At 72.9% G+C, this 4,040-nt stretch carries 4 protein-coding genes and 1 pseudogene; 2 read left to right on the forward strand and 3 right to left on the reverse strand.

Going from position 1 to position 4,040, the window contains the following annotated elements; genetic code table 11:
• The 3 genes and pseudogenes from ACFU53_RS47015 to ACFU53_RS47025 all read right to left on the reverse strand — a co-directional run.
• Nucleotides 1-367 (reverse strand): annotated as a pseudogene (locus ACFU53_RS47015) (ABC transporter permease); the annotation flags it as partial.
• A complete protein-coding gene (locus tag ACFU53_RS47020) occupies nucleotides 364-1,857 on the reverse strand; it encodes an ABC transporter substrate-binding protein (RefSeq protein WP_384006504.1) in 1,494 nt (497 codons plus the stop codon). The gene ACFU53_RS47020 and the pseudogene ACFU53_RS47015, both read right to left, overlap by 4 nt.
• Nucleotides 1,858-1,930: 73 nt before the next feature.
• Complete coding sequence (locus tag ACFU53_RS47025; RefSeq protein WP_384006507.1) at nucleotides 1,931-2,482, reverse strand: GNAT family N-acetyltransferase; 552 nt, start codon at nucleotides 2,480-2,482, stop codon at nucleotides 1,931-1,933.
• Between the two features lie 191 nt (nucleotides 2,483-2,673).
• On the opposite strand from ACFU53_RS47025, the gene ACFU53_RS47030 reads away from it, so the two are divergent.
• Together ACFU53_RS47030 and ACFU53_RS47035 are read left to right on the forward strand one after the other, a co-directional pair.
• Entirely contained in the window at nucleotides 2,674-3,705 is a 1,032-nt protein-coding gene (locus ACFU53_RS47030) for a Ppx/GppA family phosphatase (protein WP_384006510.1), read from the forward strand.
• A 33-nt stretch (nucleotides 3,706-3,738) separates the two neighbouring features.
• Nucleotides 3,739-3,951, forward strand: coding sequence for a hypothetical protein (locus ACFU53_RS47035; protein WP_384006513.1), 213 nt, complete (start codon nucleotides 3,739-3,741; stop codon nucleotides 3,949-3,951).
• Nucleotides 3,952-4,040 lie beyond the last annotated feature (89 nt).

Raw genomic sequence — 4,040 nt, forward strand, 5'->3', positions numbered from 1 at the left:
GCCACAGGGTGCGGGCGCAGACCGCTGCGGCCGTGGCCGCCGCGACGACGAGCGCGGCGGCCATCAGCAGCAGGGAGACACCGAGGGCCTGGACGACGGACGGGGTGACCTCGGCGCCGGAGATCCACGAGTGGCCCGCGTCACCGCGCGCCAGCCCGCCGAACCACTCCCCCAGGAGCTTCGACGGGCCCGCGTCGAGGTTGAGCTCGTGCCGCACGGCCGCCAGCACCTCCGGCGTCGGGTCGCGTTCGGCCGAGCGCGCCTTGAGGACCGTGAGCGCCGGGTCGGTGCGCGACAGCCACGGCAGCAGGCCGATGCCGCACAGCAGCGTGGCGGCGAGCAGGGCCCGCCAGAGTGCCCGCCTCAGCGCCGGGTCCCCGTTCCGACCAGCGTGCGCTCGTACGGGTCGAGGATCACGCCCCGGACCGAGCTGCTGACGCCGGTGATGATCCGCTGGTGGACGAGCGGGACGGTGGCGTCGGTGCCGAGGATCGCCGCCTCGGCGTTCATGGCCGCCTGCTGCCGCTTCGCGGTGTCGGACTCCTTCTCTGCGGCGGCGACGGCCTGGTCGACCTTCTTGTCGCACAGCAGCGCGAGGTTGTAGCTGCCGTCGCAGGTGAAGTCGCTGGCGAGGATGGAGACGGGGTCGCCGGTGTCGAGCAGGGAGTTGCGGGCGCCCACGAAGGCGTCGAACTTGCCGGCCAGGGCGTCGCTCTCCAGCCGCGAGTACTCGCGGACCTCCAGCTTCACCTCGAACCCGGCCTTCTGGAGCTGCTGTTGCAGCACCTGGGCGACCTCGGGCAGCTCGGGCCGGTTGTCGTACGTGGCGATGGTCACCGAGGTGCCGCCGGGGTCTGCGGGCTTGGCGCGACCGGACGGTTCGACGCGCTTGCCCGCCGCCCAGGTCACGGCGGGCCCGAAGATGCCCGCGCCGGCGTCGGCGTAGCCCTCGTACACGTCCTTGGCGAGGACGGCCCCGTCGACGGCCTCGCGGGCGGCGGCCCGGAGCTTCGGGTCCTTGAAGGCGCCGGTCTTGGTGTTGAGGAGGAGGCTGGTGGTGCGGGTGGTGGCCGTTTCGCGCCGGGTTCCCTTGTCGAGGGTGGACGCCTGCGACACGGGAACGGCCTCGGCCACGTCGACCTGGTCGGTACGCAGGGCGTTGGTGCGGGCGGAGCCGTCGGCTATGAACTTGGCGTCGATACCGCTCGCCTGGGCGCGGCCTCCCCAGTACGCGTCGAAGCGGTCCAGGGTGGCCGCGGTCGTGCCGGTGACCTTGGTGACCTCGAACGGGCCGGTGGCCGTGCCGACCGGGTCGACCCGCTTGCCGCCGTAGGCCTTGGCGGACAGGATCGCGAGGCCGGGGCTGGTGAGCCGGAGCGGCAGGGCGGGGTCCGGGTCCTCGGTGGTGACGCGCACCTGACGGTCGCCGCTCTCCTTCGCGGTGAGCGTGATGCCGGAGAGCGCGGCGGTGACCGGCTCGGCCTCTGTGGCCTGGGTGAGGGCGGCGGCGACGGTGGCCGGAGTGACCTCGGTGCCGTCCTGGAAGGTGGCCTCGCGCAAGGTGAAAAGCCAGTTCCGGTCGTTCTCGCGCGTCCAGGACTCGGCGAGCGCCGGGGCGGCGGCGCCGTTGGCGTCCAGCTTGGTGAGGCCCTCGGTGACGCCGAGTCGGCTGAGGAGGGTGGCGTCGGCGCCGTACGGGGAGAAGTTCTCGGCGGGCGGGAAGGCGAGGGCCACGCGCAGCCGGGAGCCGTCGGCGGAGTCGTCGCCGGCCGTGTCACCGCCCGAGGCGAAGCAGCCGGTCAGCACGGGGGCGAGGAGCAGGCCGGCGACGACGCGACGGCGGCGGGGAGAGCGCATGGTCCTTGGTTCTCTGTGGGGGAGGGAGGTGGCAGGTGGAGCGCGACGCAGCCTACATGAGAATGATTTTCATTTAACCGGCGAGGGGGCGGGCAGCCTCGGGCACCGGGATCTCGAAGTGCACGACCCGCTCCCCCGTCACCTCGCGCTCGTCGCACACGGCCACGCCCTGCGAGCGCCAGAAGTCCTCGGCGCCGGGCACCCCGGGGTCGGTGTGCAGATAGACGGAGCGATAACCGCCGTCGGCCGCCGCGAAGTCCAGCAGCGCGGCGACCAGGCGCCGGGCCAGCCCGCGCCGCCGGTGCTCGGCGCGCACGTACACACGGCGCAGCTGGGCGGTGTCGCCGGACGGGTAACGCTCCGCCAGCCAGCGAGGGTTGGGCGGATGAGCGGGGCCCCGGGAGTCCAGCGCGCCGGTGGCGACGACGGTGCCGTCGCGCCCGTCGACCGCCACCAGGAGCACATGCCGGTCGGGGGCGACGTACGCGCCGCGCAGATCGATGATGTCCCCGTGCCAGCGCGGCACATAGCCGGTGGCGAAGTCGCGGTAGACGGTGTCGAGCATCACCGCACGGGCGCTGTCGAGGTCGTCGGGTCCCGCCACCCTGATGTCGTAGTGCTGCACCTGCACATCATATGCAATAAGTCTGATCATGCCGATCAGGGGTGCGAGCGGCCGACCCTCCGTCGTGGGCGAACGGCCGGTCCTCCGCCGGGCGTGAGCGACAGCGCCCGGTCGGCCTGTATGCGACCGTGCGCCACCGTCCGCCGTGCGGGACACGCGTGTTGGGCCGCCTACCGGGTACTCCGTCGGTCATGCGGATGAGCGTGGTGGATGTGGGATCGAACACCGTACGGCTCGTGGTGGCGGACGCCGAGGGCGGCGTGCCGCTGCCGGTGCACACCGCCAAGTGGCGCCTGCGGCTGTCCGAGCAGGTGCCGCCCGGGGGTGATGTGCCCGACGAGGCCGTACGACAGCTGTGCGACGCGGTCGCGGCGGCGGCGCGCACGGCGGAGCGATGGGGGGCGTCGACGCCGCTGGTGTTCGCGACCGCCGTGGTGCGCTCCGCGCCGAACTGCCGGGACGTGCTGCGGGCCGTGCGCGCGGAGACCGGGGTCCCGATCTGCACCCTGCCCGGCGAGGTGGAGGCCGAGCTCACCTTCCTCGGGGCGCGGCGGTGGATGGGCTGGCGGTCGGGGCCGCTCGCGCTGCTGGACATCGGGGGCGGCTCGCTGGAGGTGGCCTTCGGACGGGGTCGGCTGCCCGACTTCGTGGCGTCGCTGCCGCTGGGCGCGAACCGCCTGACCCATGAGTTCTTCCACGGGCAGGACCCTCCGTCGCTGGACAGCATCAAGGCGCTGCGGCGCAAGGTCCGCCATCAACTCCGGGACGTCTCCGCGCGCATCCGCTGGGAGGGGCCGCGCACCGCTGTGGCCACCTCGCGCACCTTCCAACAGCTCTCCAGGCTGTGCGGGTCCGCGCCGGGTCGCCATGGGCCTTTCGTGGAGAGGGAGTTGCGGTGCGTGGATCTGGGAATCGCCATCTCCCGCCTCGCCGCCCTCTCCGCGGCCGAGCGGTCCGCCCTCCCGGGCATCTCCGCGCCGCGGGCGACGCAGAGCCTCGCCGGGGCGCTGGTCGGGCACACCACGATGAAGCTCGCCGGTCTGAAGTCCGTGACGATCTGCCCGTGGGCGATCCGCGAAGGCGTACTGCTGCGGCACATCGAGGACGGCCCGGCGTGGTGGTCGGAGGTGACGCGGGACATCGAACACACCGGGCCGGCCGGTTCGAGCGCGTCGGGCGCGTCGGGCGCCGTGCCGCTGCGCATCGCCGCGCCGGCCGGCTGACCTCACCTCACCTCACCTCACCGGAAGGACCCCATGACCCACCACGACAAGCGGAACCCGAACGACAAGCACGAAGAACAAGGCAGGAACGACAAGCCCGACACCGCTCTGGACGAGGTTCTGCACGAGGCGGAGGAGGCCGAGACCCGCGTCACCGACTCCGAGAAGCGGCGGCGGCGCCGGGGCGAGGCGGGCGACGCGATCACACCCAACGAGCAGGCGCAGGAGGAGTCCCACCGCGACTAGGGCGTGTTTCGGAAGTCCCTTCTGCTCTGCGACGCCCGGCACGCACTCTCGCCGCACCGGACGAAAGACCAAGTACGCCCAGTACGAGG

The sequence above is a fragment of the Streptomyces sp. NPDC057474 genome (genome assembly GCF_042802555.1).
In the GTDB taxonomy this organism is placed as follows: domain Bacteria; phylum Actinomycetota; class Actinomycetes; order Streptomycetales; family Streptomycetaceae; genus Streptomyces.

What these genes read in the sequence shown, in the direction of transcription:
- ACFU53_RS47020 (WP_384006504.1), bottom strand. Translation starts at nt 1,857, where the DNA reads ATGCGCTCTCCCCGCCGCCGTCGCGTCGTCGCCGGCCTGCTCCTCGCC.
- ACFU53_RS47030 (WP_384006510.1), top strand. Translation starts at nt 2,674, where the DNA reads ATGCGGATGAGCGTGGTGGATGTGGGATCGAACACCGTACGGCTCGTG.
- ACFU53_RS47035 (WP_384006513.1), top strand. Translation starts at nt 3,739, where the DNA reads ATGACCCACCACGACAAGCGGAACCCGAACGACAAGCACGAAGAACAA.